This window comes from Nonlabens spongiae (assembly GCF_002117125.1).
Taxonomy (GTDB): Bacteria; Bacteroidota; Bacteroidia; order Flavobacteriales; family Flavobacteriaceae; genus Nonlabens; species Nonlabens spongiae.
Genome location: NZ_CP019344.1, coordinates 3,071,041 through 3,096,378 on the forward strand (window position 1 = coordinate 3,071,041; position 25,338 = coordinate 3,096,378).

A 25,338-nucleotide genomic window follows, 5' to 3' on the forward strand; every position below is an offset into this window, starting at 1 on the left:
ACCCGTCTTTAAGAAATATAAGTGATTCTTTGAGCATTTCAGTTGATACATTTGCCTCGATGAAAATGTTTTTTCTTATTACTTTACTCTTTGCAGGAAACTGTGTTTTTGCTCAGCCCGCTTTCGCGAAAGCGGAACAACTTTTCCAAAACAAAAAATATCAAAGAGCCTTAGCTAATTATCATAAACTTCAAGAAGCACATCCCCAAGATACCACGATTGTAGAGCGCATAGGCGATTGTCATGCTTACTTAAATGAATTTGAAAATGCCGCAGGGTGGTATGAAAAGTTAGTTGAAAGCAATGAGAAAAGCGCCAATTATAACTTCAAGCTAGGAGCCGCTCTCGCAATGCAGGCCAAAAATGCTTCTAAATTCAAAGCATTAACACTTTTGGGAAGTATTAAACACCATCTCAAAACAGCTGCTGATCTCGATCCGGAACATATAGAGGTGCGATACGCATTGGTCCAATTGTATTGTGAGCTGCCAGGTATATTGGGAGGCTCCTACAAGACGAGCAAAAAATATGCAGACCAGCTTTCAAAAATCTCAGAAATAGACGGCTGGTACGCTCACGCAATAATTAACGAGCATCGCAAGGACTTAAAGGCTGCAGAAAATTGTTTGAAGAAAGCATTGGAGATAGGAAACTCTATTACCGCATTTACCAAACTGGGAAAGTTGCAAGAGGAAAAGGTCAAGGATTTAGAATCTGCATACCGCACCTATTTAAAGGCAGCACAAAGATTTCCGACCCACCAGCCTTTTCAATCAGCTGTAGAAAGAATCGAGATAGATCTAGTCACTCAAAAATCACGATCTTAAAAAATAAAATTCATGAAAATCCTCCTGCTTTCTGACACCCACAGCCATTTGGATGACTGGATCATGAAACACGTTCAATGGGCCGATGAAGTGTGGCACGCTGGCGATATAGGTGATTTAAAGGTCACTGATGCGATAAGCGCGGTTAAACCATTGCAAGCAGTTTGGGGGAATATTGATAATGCTACCGCACGACAGCAATTCCCAGAACATAACAGATTTAATCGTGATGGACTGAATATCTGGATCACTCACATCGGCGGGTATCCCAGTCGGTACAATGCAAATGTTAGGGATTTGATACGTCAGAACCCACCAGATGTTTTTATTTGTGGACACAGTCATATTTTAAAGGTGGTCAGGGATAAAAAACTAGACCTGATCCACTTCAATCCTGGTGCGGCTGGAGTTCATGGCTTTCATAAAAAACGCACGATGTTGAGATTTGAAATCGTACAAGGGAAGCTTGAGAATCTTGAGGTGGTGGAGAAAGAGCGAGGTTAAAGCTGTATGCTTATTTTTCGCTTTCGCGAAAGCGAGATCATTCAAATTTTCTACAAAAAAAGCGGCACACCAGATCAGACGTACCGCTTTTAAAATTTAGGGACTTTTTTATCTCAAAATAATCTTTTTGGAAACCATGACTTTTGCAGAGTTGATCTGTAAAATATAAGTGCCTGCCGCGATCCCCTGAGTGTTCAATTTAAGGGTGTCGCTGGTGGAATCAATCACCTCTTTTCTTAATATCTCTTGACCCATAATATTATGAAGACTCAGAGTAACATCCCCTTCAGAAAAAAGCTGAGAGCTAATAGATATCTGTCCATTGCTTGAGGGATTAGGGTACAAATCAACGTTTGAATTTACATCTGCAATGGAAAGTGTTTGAAGGTTAAACCTCAATTCAAAACGATTGAGATCCATGCTGCCAGAAATTGAAGGGTCTGCTTGAAACTCTATAATGTTTTCTCCCTGACTCAAAACTGTAGATGTTCTATCAAGGTTATCCATTAACATTGCTGTTAGATTCATAGGTATATTAATATCGAGAGTCAATTTGAAATCCGACCGATCGTGACCAGATAAAAACAATGGTACGGTCTCGCTCTGCGATGGAAGTGCACGATGTTCAATACTCAAGTTTCTTCCTTGTGATTCTATATAAATGTTTTCATACTGATTGAACAATTTTGGTGCGTCCATATTATTCACTTCATTTTCACCGTCAAAATTGATCTTCAATTTATCTAATACCAACTCATTTGCATCAGTGAGAGTAATATCTACATAATTGGATATGCTAGGTATACTAAACGGACTGTTGGAGAAATTATTAACAGATTTAGCGGCCTCATTAAAAGTGAGTGAGGTATCTCCATTTGCAACAGTTAAAACAAAGAATGCCTGACCCGGCTGAATGAACTGTCTAGAATCTATGGCTCCAGAAACGTCCACGGTTTCATAAGCACCTGAAGTTCCTAGATTAGGATTCCAGATATAAACAAAGTTTGGATTAATGTTGATTTTTGCTAGATTTTCAAAATCTACTATTGCTTGATATGGGTTTCCTATAAAGCTGAATTCTCCTGCCTGTCTACTTAAAGCTCCTGAATCATTACCATTAACAACCTCTCCCTTAAATTCTACATCAGCGAGCTCTAAGCTCCCTTTTGTTCTCAAGATGACATTGCTGTTTACTGGCGGTACCGTGCCATTGTTAAGATCAAAGTTTCTATCACCACGTACTAAAATACGGTAGGCTTTTCCAGCTTGAAGTGTATTTGTGTCTGTATTAGATATAGCCTCCCAAGAATTATTAAGATGTTCATAGGTGAACATCGATGGATTTCCACTGATAGTCTGGTCAAAACCATTAGCTCCCGTAGTGCTTCCTGTGATGTGTGTTCCAAATCCTGCGGGTGTATTTCCATTTTCTTGCCAGTTCTCATAGATGGAACCTGTAGATGTAACCGCTGGAGTGATAAATCTAAATGCTCTACGCGAATTATTCAAAGCTGGAATAAAACGTTCTACAATAGCTGGGCCCGATAAACTACCTCCAGTATTTACCAAGAGTTGACCGTTACCGGTTGCATCGCTTTCAAAAACAATGTTTCCACCTGCACTGTTGTCAAGATTACCATCTAGCGTTAATACTTTTCCCGGTTTTATAGAAAGAGATTTTGAGTTGTTGATGGTCACGTCTCCAGTAATGGTAACATCACTGTCTATCGATATATCATTATCAATATACACAGTCTCGTTGTCTGTAGGGACCACGCCATTGCTCCACGTGCTATTTGAACCATAGCTTCCATCAGCTATTGAGGTGTTACGTGTCGTATTGATTTCAATACTCATTGATGGTATAATGTCTGCGCCGAAACCTAGCCAATTAAATGACTCAGCTCCAGAAGAATCAGTCATACTCAAAGGGGACGGGTTGATAATGAAGTCTGATGGAGGATTAGGAATAAAACCTACATTCATATTATAATTTTTCTCCTCTGAAACTCCCAACCACGGAACGTCACCTGTGTTAAATGTAGATAGCCCTCCTGAAAGAGAGGGGTTGGTAACAATGGATATATAATATTTTCCTGATGGTAGTGTTCCTAATGTATTACTTCCCATAGGGTCTGTAAAGTTATTGAAACTAGCTGTTCCATAGCTGCCATTGATTACAGTCGTGCCTAATCCAGTTAAGTTAGATTCAGCAAGACCTACTTGAGTGAGCTCAGTCCGATCGTTAATGACTCCATCATTGTTAGCATCATTAATACTGTATATGTGTGCGTAAAGAGTATGATTTGCAGCACCATTATAATTAGTTGCTATATAATAAACATAATTGATCGCACTTATCTCAATACCCGATCCAGAAGCGTTCTCAAGATTGAATACCGAGCCTAACTCCCACTCTTGGAACGGTCCGCCTCCCGGAAAAATTCGCCTTGTATATAAAGGATCACCGTTTGTATCTACTCCTACTTTTGATATATAATTGTTTGCTGTGATGTCAAAAAAATGAATGGCAGTATTATTTGAATTATCTGCATCTGTGCCATTAAATGTTGCTGTATAAGTCACCCTATAACTTCCCAACGTCATCCATGAAGTGTCATCTAAGATACCGGTCAGTGTAACTCCATCGTTTGGATCAATGCTTTGGGTAGCACTTAAATTTTGGGTGTGGACAGCTACCCAGCCATTAATATCATCTCCACGTTCTACTAGAAGATTGAGCGCTGGGGCATCGGATAAATCTGCTGTGATAGCACCAATGTTTTTGACATTGGCTCCAAAAGAAATATAGCGTGCATCTTGAATAATTTGACTGATTGGGAAAAATCGATTTCCCGTGATATGGACTTGATCACCATACTCAAAACCAACAGAGTTCCCAGAATTGAGTATATCTATTGTTAGATCAGCAGAGGTGGCAGGTTCAATACTTACATCATCTACAATTGCAAAATAATAATCTCCATCAAAGGTGAATTTGATCCTGCATTGAGAAAGGTTAGTCACCCCAGCAGTTGCATTGGAAAAAATTACACTCACCATTTCTTCAGTTTGATCGGCTGTCAAAGACCTGTAGTCAGCAGTAGTCCAGGTAGAACCGTCATCTGTAGATATAGAAACAGAAAGTTCACTAATTTGAAAATTTCTATAAAAGCTAAAAAACTCAATCTTCATCGCCTCATCTGCATGGCCAGTAAGATCAATTCGTGGGCTTATAAGTTCGCCTTTATGTGAAGAAGGAGAAGTCCCGGTGCCAAATGCCAGTTGCGTGCCATTATTGTCCATATAATCTGAATCAAATATGGCAACACCATTTGCCGCAGTGGGTGAAGCTACTGGTATAGTGCCGTTCCAGTAAGCCCCTTGGGAGTAACCTAATGTGCTGCGCGTCCAATATGCCGCTCCAGGTATATTTGCACCTCCATTATCATAAATAGATAAAGCGGTCCAGCTTGACACATTGTCTCCTGGGGAATAACTGCCTGCGTTTATAAATGCATTTGCAAATTGACCTTCAGAGGAACCGATCGCAGCTCCAGTACCCCAAATAGGTGTTGAAAGTGTAGAGGTGATGGGTTGAACATTATTAGGTGATGGTGGAGTATTCATTTCCTGATTGGAAGTAAATCGAGCAGAGCTTACACTAATTTGTTGAGCATGCATAAGCCCTGCAAACGCAAGTAAACAGCTTGTGAATTTCAAAATTCTCATAAAGTAATTGAATAGGTTAAAAAGGAGGGGGTGGTCAAATATACAATAATACAAGATTCCTCTTAAATTTTTAAAAAATTAGTGAGCTGCGCACCATTGAGAAAAATAGCCATAATGCCAGATTAATTGATTTCAAAATCAATAAATATTATAAGGAAGGTGAAGTTTAGAAGGCAATTTTCAAATGAACTCATAAACCATTTAAGAACTCATGGATCAGGGGGGATAAGGATATTCCAAAGGCTTTTTGTCAGGAATTCTTTTCGGAATTTACCGTGTTTTGCACTTAAGTATTTGGTTTCACACAATAATCTCTTTCAATTTTCTAGCTTTCGCGAAAGCGTAACACTCCCAACATAAACATTGATTGTGAATTTGATACAAATAAAAAAAACCTGCAAGGTGGCGCCTCACAGGTTTCACTAATATACTAAGATTCAAGCGTCTATCGCAATCGATCAGCTGATTTTACAAGCTGTTCATCCTTTCTTATTGCCTTGTTTGCCAAGACGATTAAAACGATAGATAGGATAGGAATGAACATCCCAATGCCTTTCTCAGCAACCGCCGTCGCTCCAGACATAGTTAGTGCTCGATACACGAAGACTCCCAGTAAAATTAAATTCAACATTAAGTTCAAACGATTAATCACCGTTTGCAGCTGTCTATTCTTATAAAGAAATATGGCAACTATTGACAGGATTGCACTTGTAACAAATGCTCCAAAGTATACATTCTCATCCATGGCAACTACCTCATTGCCCTCACCGTCAACCCATAAGCTCACCAGAAAAATGAGTCCACCAGAAGTTGCCGCTGCAAGTAAAAGATAAATGGTTTGAATGCGTTGTATCATAGTGTTTGAGCGATCAAAATCACACAGGGCAAAAATATGACATAAGAAGTTAAAAGGTATAGTTCATTTAAATAAAAACTGTATTATTGCAGCATCTTTGAGTTAACCTCCTCTTTATAGGTTGACTAACGAGTGAAATTTTTCAAGAGATTTATCTACTCTTCATTTCCCATCAATAATCACATTTTCTTTTACATAGCTACATGTTTCAAATCGATGATTTAAAAGCAAAAAAATTACCAGAACTACACGTAATTGCAAAGGAACTTAATGTTCCAAAATTCAAACAACTTAGAAAACTTGATTTGGTCTATAAAATTTTAGACCTTCAAGCGTCTAATCCAGAGGCTGTTAAGCAAATAGACACATCTGGTGATCAAGCTAAGCCAGACCAAACCCCTTCTGAACAACAATCTGACAGTAAGAAATCTACTGCCTCAGAAAAGGGTCAGGAGAGGAAACGCACGCGTAAGCCTCGAGTTCAACATGATGATAAGCAGAACAAGGATACCGCTCGACACAGTGATAATAAATCACAAGTTGACTCTAAGCCTAAAAGACAGCGCACTCAGAAGGAAGGTCATAAAGAAAAGGCTCAACAAAATTCTGCTAAGGATCAACAAAGAAATACAAAAGATAAATCTTACTCTGACTCAAGTAAAAATGAGCTGAGCAACGATAGTAAACAGCAGTCCAAGTCTGATAACTCCAACAATAACCGCAATAAGAACCAGCGTAACAATAATAACAACAGTAATAATAACCACGTTCCTAAGGGTAATAAGGACAACCGCAACCGCTACCGCGATCCTGATTTTGAGTTTGATGGTATTATCGAGAGCGAGGGAGTTCTGGATATGATGCCAGATGGTTATGGTTTCTTGAGAAGTAGCGATTACAATTACTTAGCGAGTCCAGATGATATTTATGTTTCTCAGTCGCAGATCAGATTGTTTGGTTTGAAAACCGGTGACACGGTTCTGGGAATGGTGCGACCTCCTAAAGAAGGTGAGAAATATTTTCCTCTCATTAAAATTTCTCAGATCAATGGATTAGATCCTAAGGTTGTGCGTGATCGTGTTTCCTTTGAACACCTTACACCATTGTTTCCAAATGAGAAATTCAATCTCGCGGAGCGTAGAGCATCAGTTTCTACGCGTGTGATGGATCTCTTTGCACCTATAGGAAAAGGCCAGCGAGGTATGATCGTAGCCCAGCCTAAAACGGGTAAAACCATGTTGCTCAAGGATATTGCAAATGCCATCGCAGCAAACCATCCAGAAGTATATCAATTGGTTCTTCTGATCGATGAGCGTCCAGAAGAGGTCACAGACATGCAACGTAATGTAGATGGAGAGGTCATCGCTTCAACATTTGACAAGGAAGCTCATGATCACGTAAGAGTTGCTAATATTGTTTTGGAAAAAGCCAAAAGAATGGTCGAGTGCGGTCACGATGTAGTGATTCTTTTAGATTCTATAACGCGTCTCGCAAGAGCTTACAATACTGTGCAACCAGCAAGTGGTAAAGTTCTTTCTGGAGGTGTAGACGCAAATGCGCTTCACAAACCCAAAAGATTTTTTGGTGCCGCCCGTAATATAGAGGGAGGTGGCTCGTTGTCTATCATAGCGACGGCGCTTACTGAAACAGGTTCAAAAATGGATGAGGTGATCTTTGAAGAATTTAAAGGTACAGGTAACATGGAACTGCAACTGGATCGTAACATTTCTAATCGTAGAATCTTCCCGGCCATTGACCTTACTTCATCTTCTACACGTAGAGATGATCTTCTTCTAGAAAAGGATGTCGTGCAACGCATGTGGATCATGAGAAAATATCTCGCCGATATGAATCCGGTAGAAGCTATGGAATTTATGTCCCAACGTATTAAGCAAACGCGTAATAACGAGGAATTCCTCGCGACTATGAACGACTGATTTTAACTTGATCGTTTTTTAAATTTTTTTCTAGTGAAGTATTTAATAACCATTATTGCTTTTGTTCTATTCAGCCTTGCTTCAACTGCACAAGAGGCAACTACTGAATCAATCGATAACAGATTTGATGAAGTTGTTGATGGTGCTAATGACTTTAAGGAATATAAGGTCATCAAAAAATCTGAGATCAACAATCTCAGAAGAGAAGTTGCAAAATACTCAACGAGTCTTAATGATAAGATTGCTCAATTGGGAGATACCATCACAGATCAACGTAGAACCATCAAGCAATTGAGAGATGAGGTTTCAACGACTGATCAGGAACTGGTAAACGTAAATGCCGAGAAGGATTCCATGAATTTCATGGGTGTCCAGACCAGCAAATCGGCTTATCATACTGTTGTATGGAGCATTATAGGAGTTTTGGCACTTGCGCTGGTGATTTTTATTCTCAAGTTCAAGAGCAGTAACACAACGACTCGCAATTCCTTGAAACAACTCAAATCAACGGAAGAGGAGCTGGAAGATCTACGTAAACGTTCTATCGAAAAAGAACAAAAACTAGGTCGTCAACTTCAAGATGAACGCAACAAACTGGCGCGTTTGAAATCTGAGAAGTAAAACTGAATACATTGAATTATTTTAAGGCTGGATTTGATCCAGCCTTTTGTTTTTTCCGCTTTCCATCGGCCGCCATAGGCTTGCCGAAGGCACGGCGCGAAAGCGAGAAGATTGATATGATCGGGAACAACTCCTTGAACTTAGATGGACCTCTGAGGTTTTCAAAACCTCAGAGGTCTTATTACTACGAGGCTTCAACTTCCTCCCTACAGTTGTCTGGATCGAGTTCAAATTCAAAGTCATTCTACTCCCACTTAACCTGCATGCGCTTGATACGATCGGAGAGTTTTTCACTACTTAGTTTTTCGCGTAAGCGGTCTGTAATAATCGGGAAGGAGAAGGGCGTGGGTTGTTCGCAAGGGCACCAAACGACTTCTTGCTTCTGGATTCTTTCAAGCGCTTCTCGTAAGCGGTATTCTTCTATGGCTTGTTCAAAAGTTTCGGTGTAGGCTTGCCGGAACAACAGATTCTCGGGCTCGTTGTCTCTAAAAACCTCAAATAACAGCTGACTGCTGTTTTGCAAGTGTTTGGTTTTGATCAATTTGTTAGGGTAACCGGTAAAAACAAGTCCAGAAATCACGGCGATATCCCGAAACTTTCTACGAGCCATTTCAGTAGCATTAACGCTGGCTTGCAGGTCATCAGTCAGCATTTCTGGTGTGAGTAAGTTGTTGTCCAAAACTTCTTGCATGTCAAATGGTTGATCACTTAAAAGTTCAAAGCCATAATCATTAAATGCCAGTGAGAATGTGATAGGTTTCAATAAACTGATGCGGTAAGCAAGAACTCCAGCCATCGCCTCATGCACAAATCGCCCTTCAAATGGATAAAAAACCGTGTGGTATCCTTCACGAGTTTTAAAAGTCTCGATCAGAAATTGGTCTTTTTTAGGGACAATGCTCTCCCGTCGCTGTCGCTTGATTATGTCCTTTAATGCCTGTGCTTCTGGAGTGTGTTTTTGACCGGTTTGAAAGTTGGCCATTTCTTCTCGCAACAGTTCCCCTAGCTGCGAACTCAAAGGCAGTTTACTCCCTTGCCAATTGCTTACTTTGGCCTTTTTCTTTTTGGCGATTTTTACTTGGGCCACCATCCCCTTCAACCGAACAAATTCGAGCGTGCGACCGCCCAGCACAAACACATCGCCACGATCCAACTTGCTGATAAAGTATTCTTCTACATTACCCACATAACCACCAGTCACAAATTTTACCGTAACCGTCGTTCCCGTCACGATAGTTCCCATTTGTAATCTGTGCCGCATTGCGATCGCTCGATCGTCAATGAAATATTTACCATCGGGTGCGATACTTACCTTTTTATATTCGTCGTAATTCTGGAGCGATGAACTGCCATAAACGATAAATTTTAGACACCAGTCCCATTCATCTTCAGTAATCCCTGCATAGCAAAAAGTTGATTTGATTTGTGGGAAAATCTCATCAGGGTAAAATCCACCAGAAACAGCAAGCGTACACAAATACTGAATGAGTACGTCGTAACACAAAATAAAAGGCAATCGATCTTCAACGGCTTGAGTGGTAACCGCTTTTTGTAGTGCGCTGGCTTCAATCAACTCCAGCGCATGAGTGGGTAAGAAATAGATAACGCTGGTCTCGTTAGGTCTATGGCCAGAGCGCCCTGCTCTTTGTAGAAAACGAGCGACGCCTTTAGGTCCGCCTACTTGAATAATGGTCTCTACTGGAGCAAAATCCACTCCCAGATCGAGCGATGAGGTACAGACACAAGCTTTTAAACTCTCGTTCCTGATCGCATTCTCGACCCAGATTCTCGTCTCTTTGTTGATCGAGCCGTGATGCATTGCCACCTCGCCTGCAAATTCAGGATGCTGGTGCATCAAAGCCTGGAACCAAAGCTCGCATTGCGCACGCGTATTGGTAAAAATAAGAGTGGATCTACTAGAATTAATAATCTTAACCACATCTTCCATCAAGTGCAATCCTAAATGCCCTCGCCAAGGAAACTTGTCCATGCTCTCCGGAATGATGGATTTGACTTGAATATCTTTTTTGATATTGGCTTTTATGAGTACACTTCGACTCCGCTCAGCGCGAGCGCTTTCGCGATCCCGATAGTTATCGGGACGAGATTTTAATACAACCTCGTTTTCAGGTGGCTGAGCATTTCGACTCCGCTTAATGAACGCGGAGTCGAAGTCACCGGTATCCACTCCCAGCAAAACATCTCTTGCTTGTTCCAAATTTCCAATGGTAGCGCTGATTCCCCAAATTCTTAGCTCTGGAGAAAGAGCTCGTAGTCTGGAAATGCCCAGTTCCATTTGCACACCACGCTTGGTTCCTAAAAGCTCGTGCCATTCATCGACTACAACGGCCGTACAAGTCTTGAAAATTTTTTCATGTCGTTTACTACCAATCAGCAAGTGCAAGCTTTCTGGAGTGGTGATGAGCAGATCAGGCATGCGTTTCATTTGAGCGGTACGCTCCTTACTACTGGTGTCTCCTGAGCGTATTCCCACGGTAAACGGCAGGTCAATTGCATCGACAAATCGCTGCGTGGCCTGCATGATTTCTTGAGACAGAGATCTCAACGGTGTAATCCAGATAGCCTTGAGACCCGCCTTAGGTTTCTTGTGGTAATCTGGATTTTCCTTAATATAATTTAGAACAATGGCGATCCAGAGTGCATAGGTTTTTCCGCTACCGGTAGGCGCGTTCAGCAATCCATGTTTGCCAGCCAGAAAAGCATCCCAAGTCTTTTTCTGGAAGGGAAAAGTGTTCCAACCCTGAGACTGAAAAAAATCATCGGCAATTTTATGGAGTTGTTTTTTTGTCATTTTTATTCAGGTGCATGAACAAAAACCATACAATGCTGCCACGGTAAATTGGAAATATTTTCTTGGAGGACAAAACCATTAGCTTCAAACTCTTTTACGGTTTGTTCCTCGCTCATTTTGTGGATGGTCTTGATGGGAATGTTAGAATCCTCAAGCCTATATTCAATCATATAAATTTGGCCATTATTTCGCAAAGCTTCTTTCATGGATGCCAGCATCTCCACTGGAAAACTAAATTCATGGTACACATCTACCATTAAAATTTTATCAACCGAATTTGCTGGGAGATTAGTCGTTTTTTCTGCGCCTTGAATGAGCTCGATGTTTTTTAAATCGAGCGCTTTCCTTTTAGTTTCAATAGCTTGAAGCATTTCAGGCTGGATATCAATCGCATAAACAGTTCCTTCTTTAGCAAGTGGTGCCATTTTGAATACGTGGTATCCAGATCCAGCGCCTATGTCAGCAATGTCGTCTTTTGGTTGAATGTTCATATTTTTGATGAGTAGGGAAACATTTTCTTCCTTTTCCCGCTCTGGACGCTCGAGCCATTCCATACCTTGAAATCCCATCACATGTGCAATCTCACGGCCTTGATACCATTTCCCAATTCCATTGATGCTACCACTTTTATAGACATATTCTGAATTTTGCTCACCATCGTCAATATTTTTTTCAAAACCAGGTGGTGTTTGCCCTTTGCAGCTAGTTGTGAAAAGTAAAATTGAAACTATAAGTGTTTTTATGAGACTAGATTTACTAATCATGTTTTTTGACTTAATCTTAGACTTGTTTTTAAACTTACTTCGGAATCATCGCTTTGAGGTCATCTAGTGTGTTAGCTTCCTCAATGGGCTTATCGGTACGCCAGCGTACGATCCTAGGAAAACGTGTCGCGACTCCGGATTTATGCCTTTTGCTGGGTGCGATACCTTCAAAGGCGATCTCAAAAACATGATGTGGAGTGACAGATCGTACCGGTCCGAAGCGTTCCAGAGTATTCCGTTTGATCCACGCGTCTACTTTTCTGAATTCGGCATCGGTTAGTCCAGAGTACGCTTTCGCGAAAGTGACCAGCTCACCATCATCCCACAATCCAAAGGTGTAGTCAGTATACAAATTGGCCCTACGACCGTGTCCTCTCATTGCGTAGGTCAACACGGCGTCGATGGTAAATGGATCAATTTTCCATTTCCACCAGTCGCCTTTCTTTCTTCCCACCAGGTAAGGACTATCCTTCCTCTTGATCATTAACCCCTCAGATCGTTTCTCAGTACTTAGTTCACGCTCAGCCGCAGCTTCTTCCCAACTACTAAAAGTCATGGTCTCTGATAATCTCAGGGGTAGTAAGCTTAAATCTGAACCTGCTTTCGAATCTGAATCTTCACTTTTTTCAATCTCGCTTTCACTTCGACTCCGCTCAGCGACCGCGCGAAAGCGAAATTTCTCATGAGCATCTGAAAAAAGCTTCTCAAGAAGTTCCCGACGTTCGACAAATGGCAATTCACGAATGTCCTTTCCTTCCCATTCCAGCAAATCATAGGCGTAAATCACTACGGGAACATCTTTGAGCAGTTTTTTACCCACGTTCTTGCGACCTATCCTGGTCTGCAGGTCATTGAAGTTCATGATCTTTCCATCCTTAAATGGTAAGATTTCACCGTCGATAACCGTTCCATTTGGAATAACCTCAAGGAATTTTTGAAGCTCAGGATACTTGTCGGTAACCAGTTCCTCACCGCGTGACCAAACGAAAAGCTCGTCGCCACGCACAATGGTTTGTGAACGTATACCGTCCCATTTGTGTTCCATGCTCCATTCCGAGACATTGCCTAAATCGTTTACCTCGTCCTCAATCGCATAGGCTAAGTAGAAAGGGTAGGGCTTGCCACGTCTTGCGACCTCATTATCCTCATAAACGAGTTCTTGGAAGGTGGTATTTTCACCTGTCCAGCTACCCATGAGTTTGTGAGCAAGAACGTCTTTATCGATTCCAGTTGCAGCAGCAAGCGCACGAGTCATCAACTTTTGGGAAACACCTATTCTGAAACTTCCCGTCAAGATTTTGTTGAATACAAATCGCTCATAGTAATTCAGCTTAAGCCAATTTTCCTGGAGATAGGAGCGTTTTTCATCTTCCGTTTTTTTTCTGAGATTAATGATATCGTGCACTACGTCGTGTAGCGATTTATCCATTGATTCGTTAGATGTAGGCAGTATAAGCGCAATAGTTTCTGCAAGATCACCTACGATGTGGTAGCTTTCTTCAAACAACCACATGGGTATCCCGCTAATTTCAGTCGCCCATTCTCTGAGTAAGGTCGTGTTCACCGGTCGTTTAGGACGCCGATGGCTTAAAATAGCAACGGTCCACAGTTTATCCTCGTCTGGTGCTGTTTTGAAGTATTCTGTGAGCGCAGCAACTTTGAGGTTGGTTTTGTTAGTCCCGTCTATGATGCGTATGAGTTCAGCAAATTCTTTCATGACTTTTCATTTGAATTTGAACCAGAACTTGAAAGCCTCTTTGAGGAAGATGCTGAACCTGAACTCGAACTTGAATCGTTCTCGACTACGCTCGAACTGACATTAATTTTTTTATTTCCCCCTTTGGGGTTTGGGGGTGCTTTCTGAGAACTCGGTTTTGCTTTCGCGGTAGGATCTAAAAGCGATCCAGATCTTTGCGGTTTGTCAGAGGCATCTTCTTCGTTGTCTGCATCTTCTTTTTTGTCGAGCGATTCCCCTTCATACTGAGTGTGTTCACTTATGGCATTGAGACCTTTTTCCTCTCTCAAATAGCGGGCAAATATCTCTTGATACCCGTGGGTGGTAATCACATTTTCACATCCGGTAGCCTCAATACTGCTGAGCAATCCATCCCAATCACAATGGTCAGACAGGACAAATCCCTTATCAATCGCTCGACGGCGACGCGCTCCCCTGAAAGTCATCCAGCCGCTGGCACTTGCCGTTGCATATGGAACAAATCTACGCATCCAGGCCGAGCCATGTGCGCTGGGTGGTGCTACGATGATATGACCCTTAGTTTCTTCTTTAGGTGTTTCTCGAGTCACTAACGTTGTTTCTGGGAAATCGATAAGCTCTCTCAAGACTTCTGTCATTTTGAAGACCGCACCGTGACAGAAAATCTTCATTTGTGAAGTGTCTAGATGTTTGATCAATCGCTGGGCTTTCCCTAATGAATAGGCAAACAGTACAGATGTTTTTCCTTCTGCATGATTCTGCGCGCACCATTCATTCATATCCTTCATCACGTCTTCTTGGGGTCGCCACTTAAAGGCGGGTAGTCCAAAGGTGCATTCTGTAATAAAAGTATCACATTCCACGGGCTCGTAAGGTGTGGATATACCATCGTCTTCCGTTTTGTAATCACCGGTAAATACCCAAACTTCTCCCTTATGTTCAACCCTTATCTGGGAGGAGCCTGGTATATGTCCCGCTGGATGAAAGCTGAAGTTAACATTGTTGATATTTAAGCTTTCGCCATGAGCGACACCTTGAACATTGATATCTCCCAGTCTATGGGAAATAATAGGTACATTATCAAAGTGGGTAATGTATTTTTTATGTCCCCAGTAGCTATGATCTGCATGACCGTGGGTAACAAGGGCTTTATCCACAGGTTTCCACGGGTCTAGATAAACCTTTGCGGGTGGACAGTAGATTCCTTTTTTAGTGAACTTGAGTAAGGGCGTTTTTGCCATGGTTTTAAAATTATGGCAACACGCACGGGTAGTGAAGGAATTAAGAGAAGTTTAAATGCTGTCTTGTGCTATGGAATCACGTCGCTCGCGTTCTGCATCGAGTCGGCGCTCGCCTTTGAGCATTTCTATAAGCTCCTGACGACTAGGGTCGGTGGCGTTGAGTTTTATGTTGAGCTGGTTCTTGACTTCATCCCAAGCTGTGATCATTTCGTTGTATTTTTTCTCGTGATCAGCTGCCGTTTTTACCGTATAATTTAAAAATGAATTCAGCATGCCTACTCTTGTTCTGAGGATGAGTGTTCTAGACCTTATGGGAAGGTCGATCACGCTGCTATCTGCCGTTATCAGCATATCTGCGGTAGATTCTAGTAGTTGTTTGGTGCTGTTAGGACTATGATCGTAGTTTTCAAGTTGTGTTTTGAAATTTTGAAATCCGTTCCATTCCAGCGATTTTTTGAGTGCTTGGCCTTCAAGGTTTATTTGGCTCTGTTTTAATTTGAGATCTGAAACAGTATAGGTTTCTTGAGGCAGTTGAACTGAATTTTGCTCATCACCACATGAGACAAATAATATAAGGACTATCAGTAGGTATTTCATTTGAAGATTGAATGCAACAAAGATGCCTCATTTACAAACAAAAAAAAAGCACCGATTGTAACGGTGCTTCGAAGTGATTTATAAATTTAGTCATTCATTTCTTCATTGTATTCTTCCATGGCATCACGGTAGCGTTCTGACTGGGTCTTGTTAGACTTGTCTTTTATTTCTTCCATAAACTCTTCCATAGCATCTTTGCGGTTGTCTTCAAACTTTTTACGCGCTTTGATGATTTCTTTTTCCAGATTGTCAAATGCTTCCTGAATTTCTTTCACGTTTTGATCGTGTTCTGCGGGTGATGGGTTTTCTTTTGCTTTGTTCTCCTCGTAGTCCGTCAGCTCTTTTTCAACATCCTTGATTGCCTCGTTAACATCATCTCGCCTTAAATAATAAGGTATGGTGTTCTTAAATACATCAAAGCTTTCCCTTAAGGTAAATTCAGACTGTACCTCAGTTTCTGGAGTTGAATTTGCAAAAATGTCCAAATAATTACGCATATCAGAGTAATCGCTGTACCCGCGAATCTCTGAAATGGAACCGTCCGCTATGCGCACGTTGTATGTGATATCATCTGCCATGCGGTTTGCTTCGTCCTGTGAATAGTTTCTAGAAGATTTCCAGTCTTGTATATTGTTGTCGTATTCAGGTAAAACTCTCACCGAGTCAGTTTCCTTATCATCTCCTAAATCTGATTTCTCAGCAACCTCACTGCTGATGACAGATGTGGAATTTTCAGAATTGTTTTTACTGCTGTCCTTGCAGCTCATTAAAACGATTGTGGATAGGATTAAGGTAAAAAGCGTTTTTCTCATTTTGTCAATTCAAGTTTGAAATTTCAAAATAAGCTATGAAGATTGTATTAACACGTTTAATAAATGATAAAATATTAAATGATTTGATATGTAGATAGCGATATTTTAACGTTATGCACGTAAAAGTAGTTTTATATCTTAAAGTGTGGCTTAAGGTTAGGTAAGGACAGACCGTCTTGATCCTCAATTTTCTTGATATTCCGCTTTCGCGAAAGCGAAAACCATTTCAATCCTTTCCTCTATGAGGATATGCAGTCCATTATATTTGTAATTAAATACAGATTAATGACTATACTGGTAATAGGTGCCTGTGGGCAAATAGGTACAGAGCTCACCATGAAACTGAGAGAGATTCATGGAAATGATAGAATCATCGCTGCAGACATACGTGAAGGTAGTGAAGAGCTTATGGCTAGCGGGCCTTTTGAGATTCTTGATGCCATGAACAGTAGCCAGGTAGAAGATGTGTGTTTGCACTACGAGGTAGAGGAAGTTTATCTTATGGCGGCTATGCTCAGCGCCACAGGTGAGAAATTCCCAGAGAAGGCTTGGGATCTGAATATGGGCTCACTATTCATTATTCTGAATTTAGCAAAGGAAAAAAAGATCAATAAGATTTTCTGGCCATCGAGTATTGCGGTTTTTGGGCCTACAACTCCGCAAGTTGATACCCCACAGCATACAATCATGGAGCCTTCCACAGTTTATGGCATAAGTAAACAAACAGGTGAACGATGGTGCGAGTATTACTTTAATAAGTATGGAGTTGATGTGAGGTCTATAAGGTATCCAGGGTTGATATCTTGGAAAACGCAGCCTGGAGGAGGTACTACTGATTATGCCATCGACATTTTTCACAAGGCGCTCAATGAGAAGGAGTACGAGTGTTTTCTCGAAGCTGATACCGCATTGCCTATGATGTATATGGAAGACGCGATTAGAGCCACACTTGAAATTATGATGGCGCCAAAAGAACACATTAAGATCAGGTCTTCTTACAATTTGAGCGGAATGAGCTTTACACCTAGTCAGATAGCAGCAGATATCACCCGTCATATCCCTGAATTCAAAATAGATTATCGTCCAGACTTTAGGCAAGAAATTGCAGACAGCTGGCCAGGTTCTATTAATGACGATCGCGCACGTAAAGATTGGGGCTGGAAACATGTCTATGATCTAGAGACTACGGTCGAGACCATGCTTGAAAATTTAAGATCCACCACAGGTTCTTCTATTGATAAGCCGACCAAGTTCTGATCCCATTTTCTTGCTTATGAATTTTTTAAGTGAAGCGGTTACTGTGACTTCTTCAATAGAATTATATTTGTGGCCATAAACAACCCGAAATGTCCTATTCTAAATTATTTGAGTCTGGTGCAAGTACCAGAAACAAAAGCCACTTTGCTACACTTGTAAGCCTCGCTCAATCCAGTGGTGAGATCCACCCTGATCAAGAGAAGGCACTTATACGCTTTAAGTCGATTTTAGACATTTCAGATTCTAGTTATGAGGCCATCTTAAAAGATCCTTCTTTGTATCCCGTTACGCCGCCTAATGATAGCGAGGAGCGTATAGCATGGTTGCACGATCTTTTCAAGATAGTTTTTGCAGACCTTCACCTTCATGAGGAAGAGCAAAAGTTGTTGAGGAAATATGCACGTGCTTTAGGTTATAATGAAGAAGATGCCAATTATCTCGTGACACGATCCATTGAAATCTTCTCTGGGTCACTTAATCTAGAGGATTATAGGTATTTGTTGAATAAGAATAGGTAAGCTATCCTTCTTTAATTTTTTCCGCTTTCGCGATCCCGATAATTATCGGGACGAGATTTCTCAAAGACTTAGAATAGGTTTAAGTTAATTGGGATTTCAAGAATCTTCGGAATACGCTGCCCTACTTGATTGTTAGTAATAAAGGTTGTAAGAAATAGTCAAAAGACTATATTTGCCGCGTGAGATTTAAGCTTTTCATAACACTCTCAGTATTCTTATTACTCGGTTTCTTGGGTGCTCAGTTGTCAGAGCAGGCGCGGGAGCAGGAGTTGGTATTTGAGCAAGTCTCCATAGCTCAAGAAAGCAGCATAGAGCTTAGTTCCCTTTTTGAAAAAGCCCTTGAAAATTTAGGAGTGGATGTTCAAAGTATCGAGATCCATGATTCTGGGTTTAAAATCTCCTACGATACACATCTACAGGTAGAAGATGTTGAACTTGCACTAGCATCTTTACTTAAAAATGAGCAGGAAGATAAACCTTTTACCAATCTAGAGATTTCTTTTGCTGGTGAAAAGGGAAATGCAGCTTCTGGTGCAAAAGCCCTGGTTAATAAAGATTTTTATAACGACCAGTTCAGAAACGGGCAGTTAAAATTCTACTCTTCAGAACAGTGCCCTTCAAAGTTCACAATTGATGATTTAGACAACCCGGATCCAGTTTCATTCTATAAACTGGCCGTAACCTATTCAGGTTTATGTCCTCAAATTCCAGATTCTCGTGCTGGACCGCAATCTGTATAATTATCTAAGCTGTTTCAAGCGTGTTTTCAGTTTCTAAAACATGCGTAATTCTGTCTATATAAGACATTCATTAATTTATTTAAATTTTAATCATGCAAAACAAGGGATTGATACGCTTCTTTGCGATCATTTTTGCAGTAGTGAGTATCTACCAGCTCAGCTACACATACATTACAAATCAGGTAGAAGGAGATGCTGATGCTTATGCAGCTAGCGTTGTAGAGGAAGGTGTTGAAAACGAAAGCCTGCTCAAGGAAGAGGCTCGCAAAAAATATCTAGACAGCGTTGCTTCAAAAGATATCTGGGGTGGTTACACTGATTATACAACCGCCAAAAACCAAGAACTCAAGAAAGGTCTGGACCTTAAGGGGGGAATTAACGTAATTCTTCAAATATCTGTAAAAGACCTTTTAATAGGAATGGCAGATGGTTCAACAGACGCAAACTTCAGAACCGCTCTAGATCGTGCTGATGAGCGCGTAAAAGATGGTCAGGACTCCTACTTTAACTATTTTCTTGAAGAATTTAATGCCATTGAGGGAGCGCGTCTAGCTTCTCCAGACATTTTTGCAAATCAGGAAATGTCAGACCGCATCGAGTTTGATATGACTAATGATCAAGTAGAGCCTGTACTAAGAGAAGAGTTGAAAGAATACATGACCAGTGCTTTTGATGTCTTGAGAAAGCGTATTGATAAATTTGGTACAACTCAACCTAATATCCAGCAGCTGGGTGAATCAGGAAGGATTTTGATCGAGCTTCCTGGTGAGAAAGATGTTAAGAGGATCAAAGATATTCTTACTAAAGCGGCTAAGCTTGAGTTTTGGCATACCTTTAGAGGCAGCGACATAGCGCCTTATCTGGTAGCGGCAAACAGCTACTGGGCGACTAAACTTGCAGCTGAAAATGCGTCAAATGAAGAGTCCTCAACTGAAAATGAGGATGCAATGGTTGCGGTGGATTCTACAGAAACGCAAGAGTCGGACGATCTTTCTGATCTGCTTGACGATGAAAGTATAGATGAGGTAGCAGGTGCTGAGAGCGATGAACTCGCTATAGGAGATGATGAAAATCCTATCTTTTCTCGCATTATAAGTCCTGGTAGTGGTACAGGGCCGGTTGTTGCAGTTTTTCGCGCAAGCGATAGGGATTTGATTAACCAATACCTCAATGATGCTCAAGCTAGAGCAAATCTTGAGCCAGAACAAAGAAATGTGCGTTTTGCATGGGGACTTCCTGTTCTAAATGATGAGCTAGGATTTGAATTGATTGATCTCTATGCGATTAAAGGTAACAATCAAAATGAAGCTCCACTCTCAGGAGGGGTGATTACAAATGCTGCTCAAGATTATGATCAAGTGGCAAATGTCGTGGTAAGCATGTCTATGAATGGAGAAGGGGCTAAAATCTGGGAAGACATGACCACCGAGTCTTTTCAAAACCGTACACCTATCGCTGTAATGCTGGATAATACAGTATATAGTGCTCCAACTGCCAATAGTGGTCCCATATCCGGTGGAAATACCCAAATTTCTGGAGATTTTACTGTGGATGAAGCAAAGGATTTAGCAACTGTCTTGAGAGCGGGTAAATTACCAGCAAAAGCTGAGATTATACAAAGTGACGTGATCGGGCCATCATTAGGTCAAGAGGCGATCGACAGCGGTTTGATCTCGTTTGGTATTGCGCTAGTTCTTGTTTTGATCTGGATGATATTTTATTACGGGCGTGCAGGTTTATATGCAGATATCGCACTTTTGGTGAACCTTTTATTCATCTTTGGTGCACTTGCATCACTTAAGGCAGTATTGACACTTCCCGGAATTGCTGGTATCGTACTTACTATAGGTATTTCAGTAGATGCAAACGTGCTGATTTTTGAGCGTATACGTGAAGAGCTTGCCAAAGGAAAATCTCAAGCAGAAAGTATCAAGGATGGTTTCAACAATGCCCTGAGCTCAATTCTTGATGCTAACATCACCACTTTACTTACGGCGATCATTCTTTATGTGTTTGGTACAGGTCCTATTCAAGGATTTGCAACGACTCTTATGATAGGTATTCTTACCTCGTTGTTTACTGCAATATTTATCACAAGATTATTTGTAGATGGTTATGTGCAAAACGGTAAGACGATTGCCTTTGCGACAGGCGTGACTAAGAACTGGTTCAGAAATATAAATATTGATTTCTTGAGAAAAAGAAAGGTCGCATATATCATTTCTGGAATTTTGATTGCAGGGAGTTTAGCTTCTTTATCTACTAACAAGTTGAATCTAGGTATAGATTTTACCGGTGGTCGTACAACGATTGTGAGATTTGACCAAGAGGTAAGTGCCACAGAAATCACTGAGAAATTAAGTGCTGACGATGTTTTTGGTAGCGCTGAGGCGAAAACTTATGGAGCTGACAATCAATTGAAAATTAGTACTAAGTATGGTATTGATAGAGATGACAGTGAAGTAAGTCAGGAAATTGAAGACAAGCTTTATGCAACGCTACAACCTTATTTGCCGGATGGACTGTCTCAAGAACAATTTGCTGATGTAAGCATCGAAGACAAGCAATATGGTATCATGTCCACCTTCCAAGTAGGTGCAACCATCGCAGATGATATCCTTACAGGGTCGCTTTACGCTATCTTGGGATCTCTACTCGTGGTATTTCTTTATATTTTATTGAGATTTAGAAAGTGGCAATTCTCTTTAGGTGCAGTTGTGGCAGTTTTCCACGATGTAATTTTAGTATTGGGGGCATTTTCATTGTTCTATAAGTATCTTCCATTCAATATGGAGATCGACCAGGCGTTCATTGCTGCGATTCTTACCGTAATAGGTTACTCCTTAAATGATACGGTGGTCGTATTTGATAGAATACGTGAGTTTATCAATGATAGGGTAAGTCCAGTATTCGGGACAACGGTAAATCAAGCGATCAGCAGTACGATATCCCGTACTTTAAATACCTCCCTTACGACTTTAATCGTTCTTCTTTCGATATTCATATTTGGAGGTGAATCAATCAGAGGATTTATGCTTGCTTTGATTATAGGTGTGGTAGTCGGTACGTATTCTTCTGTATTTATTGCAACACCAGTCATGTTTGATACCATGAAAAAATCAGGAGGTAAGCTCGAGGCGAAAGCTGAAAAAGAAGAGGAATCTTCGACAAAATAGAGATTTTTCTTTCTCACGATTATTTGGAAACCGCTGCAATCGCAGCGGTTTTCCTATTTTATGAAAAATTGTTGATCGATACGTCTATATTTTCCCACTTTTTTTAACCGTAAATTAACTCAAATGGTTATTTTGCATGGAATTATAGCTTAAACGCTTCCCCAATAATTTAGTGATATGAAAAACTTTATTCTTTTTCTGTTTGCAATGATAGCGGCAACCGTGTCGCTTAATGCTCAAAACCCACCGCCAGATCCGCCAGAATTTCCTATGGGAGATATTCAATATGATGTTTGTTTGGGAACATTTACTGATTCTCAAGGGTCTGATTTGAATTATTTACCAGGTGAAACTTTGACTACGACTATTTGTTCACCTTTTCCTACGGACAGATCTTTTGTGAATTTTACTGCTTTTGATCTAGCGCCTGGGGATGTATTACTTGCTTATGATGGTGATAGTGCAAATGCGCCATTTATTGGAGCATACGGTTCTTTTTTAGCCCCCTCTTTAATCGAAGCATCATTAAGTAATACTTCAGGTTGCTTAACATTTGTTTTTACCTCTAATGCTGTGAGTCAAACAGCAGCGGGATGGGAGGCGACTATAGGATGTATCGATTCTTGTCAGACAATTGAAAGTCAGGTAACAGTTACCCCTGCGCCTAGTGTGGATGGAGTTGTAAGAATTTGTCAAGGAGATACAGTGACAGTAAACGGGACACCTGTATTTCCATCTGCGGGTACTCCTACTGAAGAAATACAATTGCCTGACGGTTCAGTGATCTCTGGAAACAGTGCAACTCAAACGATACAAGATCCTGGAGTTTATATTTTTGATTACATCGTTACTGATCCTTTGACTGGATGTAGAGATCGAACTATTGAAGATGTCGTGGTTCTAGTTTCTACCACCCCTGATTTTACGGGTACTGAAGCAGATAGTGAAATTGTCTGTTTTGGTGATCAAGTGGACATTACCGCAATGGTAGAGACGCAACAATTTGCTGCTCAAATTGCACCACCAGTTTCAGGAGCAACCTTTCTACCAGATTCCGCTGGTTCTATTTATACAACCCCTATTACAGTAAATGGTTTCAACCCTGGTCAAACATTTAATGCAGCAACTGATCTGCAATCTGTTTATATTAATATGGAGCACTCTTTTATGGGTGATTTAGATATTATTCTCAGAGCTCCAAACGGTGTAGAGGTATTCCTGATGGAATATCCTAATGGTGGGGGAGCTACATGGCTAGGTGAAGCTATTGATGTAACTCCAGTAACTAATGCGCCTGGAGTAGGTTATACATATACCTTTACCGAAGTTGGCGCAGGAACTCAGACGCTGGCTCAAGCTGGTCAAGCTTTGCCTGGAGCTGTCCCAGTCCCAGAGGGCGATTATTTACCAGAAGACCCTTTTGCAGATTTTATCGGTTCTGATTTGAATGGAGACTGGGAAATTGTTGTTATCGATAATTTATCTCTAGACAATGGATGGGTATTTGAATGGGGACTCAATTTTAACCCTAATATTATTCCACCTAACGATCGTACGTACGAGCCTCAGGAAGTTACTACAACGTGGCTCCCTAATCCTGACATTGTAAGTACTAGCACTGACGGCACCGTTATAACGGTAGCGCCATCTGTTGTAGGTCAAAACTGTTATGATCTTGAATTTAGTGATGACTTTGGATGTACTTATTTTGAAACGGTTTGCGTCGAAATGGTAGAAGAGATCATTACTGCAACACCTGCTGATATCGAAGTTTGTGCATCACTCGGAAATACGAATGTGAATCTTAATCCTCAAGGTACGATTGCATTAAATAATCTTGCTGTACTTGACTATAGAATTAGATACTATACAGACAGAACAGAGGCTGAGAATGGTGCCGCTACTAATATTACGAACACGAGTTCTTATCCCGTTACTGCAGATACTGAGATTTTTATCAGAGTTGAAAATGCAAGATCAGGATGTTTTGAAATTGAGTCATTCATGATTGATTTCTCTGATATCGTTGCAAACCCTGTCGCCGACTTGACTGAGTGCGATGCTTTCCCTTTTGATGATAGCGACGGTTTTGATCTTACTCAAGAGGAATCTACTCTTTTAGGTCCTAATCTTGATCCTACCACAGTAGACATTCTTTATTACTTGAGCGCTTCCGCAGCTCAAGCTGGAGTTCCAGGAACTGAAATATCAAATCCTACTAACTATGATTCAACTTCAGATGAGATCTTTGTAAGAGTTCAGGATAGTGCAAATCCTGGATGTTTTGATACTACCAGTTTCAATTTAATCGTAACACCATTAGCGCCTACCACCGCAGTAGCTGATGTTGAAGAGTGTGACACATTCCCATTTGACTTGACTACAGATTTTGACTTAGGTGTTAATGAAGGTTTGATTTTGAATGGTCGTGATGCGAATAATTTTACATTTCAATATTACACATCAGAGGCTGATGCACTTGCAAATGCTGGTGAGATCCCAGTAAATTACGAGGGAGATGATATGGAGCAAATTTTTGTAGTTCTTACTGAAACTGCAACGGGTTGTGCAGAGGTGTATACCTTCAACTTAACTACTCTTGATGCACCGCCTATAGGTGTAGCTCCAGATTTATCTGAATGTGATGAAGCACCATTTGATCTAAGACTTGAGTTTGATTTGAGCCAACAAGATGATGCGATTAGAGGTGGATTATCTCCTACTGACTACTCTGTTGGTTATTACACTTCTGAATCAAATGCGTTCAATGACGTTGATCAATTGCCTACTAATTATGAAGCTGCCGATGGTGAGATCATTTATGCAGCACTAACAGATCTTTCTACAGGTTGTGTCAATGTATCTTCATTTAGCATAACAGTGGAAGAATGTGAGGTCATTTTCCCTGAAGGCTTTACACCTAATAACGATGGAATTAATGACACTTTTGAAATCCCAAACATTCAGCAGTATGCAAATTTCAGTCTCAAAGTATTTAATAGATACGGGACTATGGTTTATGAAACATCTGCTTCTAATTACGTAGAATTTGACGGTGTTCCTAACTCCGGGTTGAATTCTGGAGATGGACTATTGCCCGTAGGAACTTATTTCTACACCATGGAATTTAATGACGGCCAAACTCAAGATATCGCGAGTTGGTTATACATTAACTACTAATAAATTCATGTTGAAATAAAGAAGGCTTCCCAAACGGGAAGCCTTTTTTA

General features: G+C 40.8%; 16 protein-coding genes and 1 pseudogene. 9 read left to right on the forward strand and 8 right to left on the reverse strand.

Annotation, left to right across the window (positions count from 1 at the left end; translation table 11 throughout):
• The first annotated feature begins 59 nt into the window (after nt 1-59).
• Both BST97_RS14085 and BST97_RS14090 read left to right on the forward strand, forming a co-directional pair.
• The gene (locus BST97_RS14085) at nt 60-827 is read left to right on the forward strand and encodes a tetratricopeptide repeat protein (protein WP_085767836.1); all 768 of its coding nucleotides are present in this window, start codon (nt 60-62) and stop codon (nt 825-827) included.
• Nucleotides 828-839: 12 nt separating this feature from the next.
• On the forward strand, nt 840-1,331 hold the full coding sequence (locus tag BST97_RS14090) for a metallophosphoesterase family protein (RefSeq protein WP_085767837.1): 492 nt from the start codon (nt 840-842) through the stop codon (nt 1,329-1,331).
• A gap of 108 nt (nt 1,332-1,439) precedes the next feature.
• Here the strand turns inward: BST97_RS14090 and BST97_RS14095 are convergent, their stop codons facing one another.
• Complete coding sequence (locus tag BST97_RS14095) at nt 1,440-5,063, reverse strand: T9SS type A sorting domain-containing protein (protein ID WP_085767838.1); 3,624 nt, start codon at nt 5,061-5,063, stop codon at nt 1,440-1,442.
• A 445-nt stretch (nt 5,064-5,508) separates the two neighbouring features.
• Complete coding sequence (locus BST97_RS14100; protein ID WP_085767839.1) at nt 5,509-5,919, reverse strand: DUF4293 domain-containing protein; 411 nt, start codon at nt 5,917-5,919, stop codon at nt 5,509-5,511.
• Between the two features lie 203 nt (nt 5,920-6,122).
• Here BST97_RS14100 and rho point away from each other — a divergent pair, with 203 nt between their 5' ends.
• Both rho and BST97_RS14110 read left to right on the forward strand, forming a co-directional pair.
• On the forward strand, nt 6,123-7,856 hold the full coding sequence (rho, locus tag BST97_RS14105) for a transcription termination factor Rho (protein ID WP_085767840.1): 1,734 nt from the start codon (nt 6,123-6,125) through the stop codon (nt 7,854-7,856).
• Nucleotides 7,857-7,889: 33 nt separating this feature from the next.
• Entirely contained in the window at nt 7,890-8,477 is a 588-nt protein-coding gene (locus BST97_RS14110; RefSeq protein ID WP_085767841.1) for a hypothetical protein, read from the forward strand.
• A 244-nt stretch (nt 8,478-8,721) separates the two neighbouring features.
• Here the strand turns inward: BST97_RS14110 and BST97_RS14115 are convergent, their stop codons facing one another.
• The 6 genes and pseudogenes from BST97_RS14115 to BST97_RS14140 form a co-directional block, all read right to left on the reverse strand.
• A complete protein-coding gene (locus BST97_RS14115; RefSeq protein ID WP_085767842.1) occupies nt 8,722-11,289 on the reverse strand; it encodes a ligase-associated DNA damage response DEXH box helicase in 2,568 nt (855 codons plus the stop codon).
• Nucleotides 11,290-11,291: 2 nt separating this feature from the next.
• Nucleotides 11,292-12,053 (reverse strand): class I SAM-dependent methyltransferase, encoded by a 762-nt coding sequence (locus tag BST97_RS14120; protein WP_085767843.1) that lies wholly within the window; start codon nt 12,051-12,053, stop codon nt 11,292-11,294.
• A gap of 34 nt (nt 12,054-12,087) precedes the next feature.
• Nucleotides 12,088-13,770, reverse strand: coding sequence for an ATP-dependent DNA ligase (locus BST97_RS14125; RefSeq protein WP_085767844.1), 1,683 nt, complete (start codon nt 13,768-13,770; stop codon nt 12,088-12,090).
• 230 nt (nt 13,771-14,000) lie between these two features.
• Nucleotides 14,001-15,008 (reverse strand): annotated as a pseudogene (locus tag BST97_RS14130) (ligase-associated DNA damage response exonuclease); the annotation flags it as partial.
• Between the two features lie 51 nt (nt 15,009-15,059).
• On the reverse strand, nt 15,060-15,605 hold the full coding sequence (locus tag BST97_RS14135) for a hypothetical protein (protein WP_085767845.1): 546 nt from the start codon (nt 15,603-15,605) through the stop codon (nt 15,060-15,062).
• A gap of 86 nt (nt 15,606-15,691) precedes the next feature.
• Nucleotides 15,692-16,417, reverse strand: a complete 726-nt coding sequence (locus tag BST97_RS14140; RefSeq protein WP_085767846.1) for a hypothetical protein — start codon at nt 16,415-16,417, stop codon at nt 15,692-15,694.
• A 285-nt stretch (nt 16,418-16,702) separates the two neighbouring features.
• On the opposite strand from BST97_RS14140, the gene BST97_RS14145 reads away from it, so the two are divergent.
• The 5 genes from BST97_RS14145 to BST97_RS14165 all read left to right on the forward strand — a co-directional run bounded on the left by BST97_RS14145 (nt 16,703) and on the right by BST97_RS14165 (nt 25,288).
• Nucleotides 16,703-17,674 (forward strand): NAD-dependent epimerase/dehydratase family protein, encoded by a 972-nt coding sequence (locus BST97_RS14145; protein WP_085767847.1) that lies wholly within the window; start codon nt 16,703-16,705, stop codon nt 17,672-17,674.
• 89 nt (nt 17,675-17,763) lie between these two features.
• Nucleotides 17,764-18,192 (forward strand): TerB family tellurite resistance protein, encoded by a 429-nt coding sequence (locus BST97_RS14150; RefSeq protein ID WP_085767848.1) that lies wholly within the window; start codon nt 17,764-17,766, stop codon nt 18,190-18,192.
• A gap of 179 nt (nt 18,193-18,371) precedes the next feature.
• Nucleotides 18,372-18,932, forward strand: a complete 561-nt coding sequence (locus BST97_RS14155; RefSeq protein WP_157111683.1) for a hypothetical protein — start codon at nt 18,372-18,374, stop codon at nt 18,930-18,932.
• A 92-nt stretch (nt 18,933-19,024) separates the two neighbouring features.
• Nucleotides 19,025-22,108, forward strand: a complete 3,084-nt coding sequence (gene secDF, locus BST97_RS14160; protein ID WP_085767850.1) for a protein translocase subunit SecDF — start codon at nt 19,025-19,027, stop codon at nt 22,106-22,108.
• Between the two features lie 177 nt (nt 22,109-22,285).
• Entirely contained in the window at nt 22,286-25,288 is a 3,003-nt protein-coding gene (locus BST97_RS14165; protein ID WP_085767851.1) for a T9SS type B sorting domain-containing protein, read from the forward strand.
• Nucleotides 25,289-25,338: the final 50 nt, after the last annotated feature.